The organism is Streptomyces sp. NPDC006516 (assembly GCF_040611875.1).
In the GTDB taxonomy this organism is placed as follows: Bacteria; Actinomycetota; Actinomycetes; order Streptomycetales; family Streptomycetaceae; genus Streptomyces.
On record NZ_JBEXPD010000033.1, the window covers coordinates 1 to 4,862 of the forward strand.

1 protein-coding gene is annotated in these 4,862 nt (G+C 68.7%); it reads right to left on the minus strand.

The genetic code is table 11. From position 1 onward, the window contains the following. Positions 1 to 4,832 (minus strand): beta-ketoacyl synthase N-terminal-like domain-containing protein (locus ABZY45_RS35010; RefSeq protein ID WP_356746297.1); only part of this gene is annotated, 4,832 nt, incomplete at its 3' end. Positions 4,833 to 4,862: the final 30 nt, after the last annotated feature.

A 4,862-nucleotide genomic window follows, 5' to 3' on the forward strand; every position in this document is an offset into this window, starting at 1 on the left:
AGATCCGACACACCACCACCATCAACCGACACCGCACCACGCGTGACGATCACCAACCGGCCATCAGCGAACCTCTCATCCGCCAACCACCCCTGAACCACACCCAAAACCCCACCAACAACCCCCCGCAACGCCCCCGGAACACCCACCCCAGAGCCATCCACAGGCGACTCAGCAGCGAACACCACCACATCAGCGCCCACCACCCCACCACCCGCAACGTCCTCCCACCACACGAACGAACCAGCCTCAGCCGCCGAACCCCCAGCAACCACACCCCACTCAACCGCCAGCAGGGAATCGGCCGTGGAAGCCTTGGTCCGCAGTTGCTTCACGTCCAGTGCGCGAGTGGTGAGCGATGCCGCCGAGAGCACAGGTGAGCCGGCGATGTCGGTGACATGCATCGCACAACCGGAATCGTCGCGCACCAGGCGAACGCGGAGCTCTTCCGCCCCTGTGGCATACAGGGCCACCCTGCTCCACTCGGACGGCGTCCGCGGCGTGCTGCCCATCTCAGCCTTGCCCATCAGAAGGGCAGCCTGCAGACCGCCCTCCAGAAGAGCGGGGTGCAGCCCTGGCCGATCGGCGTCCTCTTGGGCTTGCTCCGGTACGGCGACCTCGGCGAAGATCTCCTCTCCCCGCGTCCAGACGGCCTTCAGCCCTCGAAGCCCGGGCCCGTAGCCGTACCCCTGGTCCTCCAGCCGCTCGTACACCGTTTCGACAGGCACCGACACCGCGCCCGCCGGCGGCCACACCACCAGATCGAAGTCGGGTGCGGGTGCCTGCGATATCAGCGTCCCTTCCACGTGTACCGTCCACGTCGCATCCGGATCACCCTCCGCACGGGAGTGCACGGCAATGCTGCGTCGACCGGTCGAGGCCTCGGCCGCGCCGACCGCCACCTGGAGCTGCACGGCGGCAGTCTCGGGAACGACCAACGGGGCCCGCAGCGTCAGCTGCTCCAGCAGCGCGCACCCGACCTCGTCACCCGTACGAAGCGCCAGCTCCACCCAGGTGCTCCCCGGAAGGAGCACACTGCCGAGGATGTTGTGTTCGGCCAGCCAGGGATGGGAGTTGAGGGAGAGCCGGCCGGTGAAGACGACTCCTCCGTCCGGCAATGTCACCGCCGCACCCAGCAGCGGGTGCCCCGCCTCGCCGAGACCCAGCGATTCCGGATCACCCCCGGCGACTGCGGGCAGCGACCAGTAGCTCTCGCGCTGGAAGGCGTAGGTGGGCAGGTCGACGCGGCGGGCTCCGGTCGGCGCGTAGAACGCGGCCCAGTCCGGGACATGGCCCACGGTGTGCAGCCGGGCAAGCGCCGTTACCAGCGCCTCGGGCTCGCTCTGGTTGCGACGGAGGCCCGGGACGAACACCGCGTCGGCCGCCGAGTTCTGGGCCATGGCGGTGAGGACGGCGTCGGGGCCGACCTCCAGGAACACGGAGACCCCGGCGGCCGACAGCGCGCGCACACCATCGCCGAAGCGCACGGCCTCACGGACGTGGCGCACCCAGTACTCAGGCGTACGTAGATCATCGGTGGTCGCGAGTTCGCCGGTGAGGTTGGAGACCACCGGAATACGGGCCTCGCCGAACGTCACACTCTCGGCGACGGTACGGAACTCAGCCAGCATCGGCTCCATCAGAGGCGAGTGGAACGCGTGCGAAACCCGCAGACGATTGGTCTTACGACCCTCCGCCTCGAAACGCGCCGCAACCTCCAGCACGTCCGCTTCCGCGCCGGAGATGACCACCGCGTCCGGACCGTTCACCGCAGCGATACTCACCACGTCCGAGGTCAGGTACGGAAGGACCTCGTCCTCCGACGCCCGGACAGCGACCATCGCACCACCAGCCGGCAGCGCCTGCATCAACCGCGCACGGGCAGCCACCAGCCGTGCCGCATCCGCCAGCGACAGGACACCCGACACGTGCGCGGCAGTCAGCTCACCCACCGAATGACCGGCCAGGAAGTCCGGGCGCACACCCCAGGACTCCAGCAACCGGAACAGGGCTGTCTCGAACGCGAAGAGGGCCGGCTGCGTGAACTCCGTCCGCTCCAGCACCCCCGCATCCTCACCCCACACAACCTGACGCAACGACGTGGGCAGGTGACCGTCCAGCTCCGCGACCACCGCGTCGAACGCCTCGGCGAACACCGGGAACGCGCCGTACAGCTCACGCCCCATCCCCACCCGCTGCGCACCCTGCCCAGTGAACAAGAACGCGGTCCTACCCGCGCGCACAGCACCTACGACAACGCCACTGGTGCCACCCGCCGCAAGCGCCCGCAGCGCCTCGACCAGCTGCTCCCGCGTCCCGCCCACCACAGCAGCCCGATGCTCGAAAACCGCACGCGACGTCACCAACGAGAAGCCGACATCCACCGGCCGCACCTCGGACCCGGCCACCCGGTCCAGCAGACGCGCGGCCTGCTCACGCAACGCCTCCGGACTACGACCCGACACCACCCACGGCACCACCGGACCATCCACCACCGGCCCACCAACAGCCGGCAGCTCCTCCACCACCTGCTCCAACACCACATGCGCGTTCGTACCGCTGATCCCGAACGACGACACAGCAGCCCGCCGCGGACCCTCCGTCACAGGCCACTCACGCGCCTCCGCCAACAACTCCACCGCACCCGCAGACCAATCCACCTGATCCGACGGACGATCCACATGCAACGTCTTCGGCAACAAACCATGCCGCATGGCCTGCACCGCCTTGATCACCTGGCTCACGCCGGCGGCGGCCTGGGTGTGGCCCATGTTGGACTTGATGGAGCCCAGCCACAGCGGCCGGCCTTCGGGCCGCTCCTGGCCGTACGTCGCCAGCAATGCCTGCGCCTCGATCGGATCACCCAACGTCGTACCCGTACCGTGCGCCTCCACCAGATCCACATCGGCGCCGGTCAGACCCGCATTCGCCAGGGCCTGCCGAATGACGCGTACCTGCGACGGACCGTTCGGGGCCGAGAATCCGTTGCTCGCCCCGTCCTGATTCAGTGCCGAACCCCGTACCACCGCAACCACCGGATGCCCGAGACGCCGCGCATCCGACAGCCGCTCCACCAGCAGCATCCCCGCACCCTCGCCCCACGCCGTCCCATCCGCACCAGCAGCGAACGACTTCGCACGCCCGTCCGCAGCCAACCCACGCTGCTCACTGAAGTGGACGAACATCTGGGGCGTGGTCATGACGGTGACGCCACCGGCGAGTGCCAGGTCGCAGTCGCCGGAACGCAGTGACTGGATTGCCGAGTGCAGGGCGACCAATGAAGAGGAGCAGGCGGTGTCGACCGTCACGGCCGGGCCCTCGAGGCCCAGCGTGTAGGCGATGCGGCCGGAGACCAGGCTGCCACCGGCGCTGACGCCGGCGTAGTCGTGGTACATCAGTCCGGCGAAGACACCGGTGCGCGATCCCTTGAGCGTGCCAGGATCGATTCCGGCCCGCTCGATGGCCTCCCAGGACACCTCCAACAGCAGCCGCTGCTGCGGATCCATCTCGTACGCTTCCCGAGGGCTGATCCCGAAGAAACCGGGGTCGAACTCTCCTGCTTCGTGCAGGAATCCGCCGTCCCTGGTGTACGTCTTCCCGAGCTTCCCGGGCTCCGGGTCGTACAGCCGTCCGGTGTCCCAGCCACGGTTGTCGGGGAAGGCCGACACGACGTCGCGGCCCTCGGCGACGACATCCCACAGGTCCTCGGGCGATGCCACACCGCCCGGATAGCGACACGCCATCGCGACGATCACGATCGGATCGTCATCCAGCACCGTCGGGCGCGGGACGGCGGAACCCGTCGTCTTCGTGCCGCTGCTCCCTGTCAGCTGGGTGTCGACGAATGCCGCCACCGACCGTGCACTGGGGTAGTCGAAGACCAAGGTCGCCGGCAGCCGCAGGCCAGTGGCAGCGTTGACGCGGTTGCGGAGCTCGATGGCCGTGAGCGAATCGAAGCCCAGATCCTTGAAGGCACGGTCCGCTTCCACGGCCTCGACCGTGGCATGGCCGAGCACGCCGGCGACCTGGTCCCGCACCACGTCCAGCAACAGTCGAGTGCGCTCCTCGGGAGGCAGACCCGACAGTCGCGCAGCCAGACCGGATGAAAGACCCTGGTCGCCGGCCGCACGCCGGACAGGAACACGTACGAGCCCCCGCAGCAGTGGAGGCAGTCCCTCTCCGCGTCGGCGCAGCACGGCCTGGTCCAGGGGCAACGGCACCACGAGGGGAGCATCCGCGGCCAGACCGGCGTCGAACAGCTCCAGGCCCTGCTCCACGCTGAGGGCGGGGAAGCCCTGGCGGGCCATGTGCTCAGCGGCCTCATCGGCCTGGTCATTCATCCCGGTGTCGACGTTCCAGAGACCGAACGCCATGGACACCGCTGCAAGACCCTGTGCCCGACGACTGGTCGCCAGTCCGTCCAGGAAGGAATTCGCCGCAGCGTAGTTCGCCTGCCCCGCAGCCAGCACGAGCCCGCCGGCAGAGGAGAACATCACGAATGCCGAGAGGTTCATCTCCGCGGTCAGCTCATGCAGATACCACGCCGCATCCGCCTTCGGCGCGAACACCCCGTCCAACCGCTCCGGCGTCATCGCACCGATCACACCGTCGTCCAGCACCCCCGCGACATGCACGACACCCGACAGGCCGACACCGTCCAAGACCGCTGCCAGCGCAGCACGGTCCGCGACATCACAGCCCGCCACCGAAACCGACGCCCCAGCCGCCTCCAACTCCGCGACCAGACCCCCAGCCCCCGGGGCCCCGAGCCCCCGACGACTCACCAGCAACAGATCCCGAACCCCATGCACCGCCACCAGATGCCGGGCCACCAACGCACCCAACCCACCCGTACCACCCGT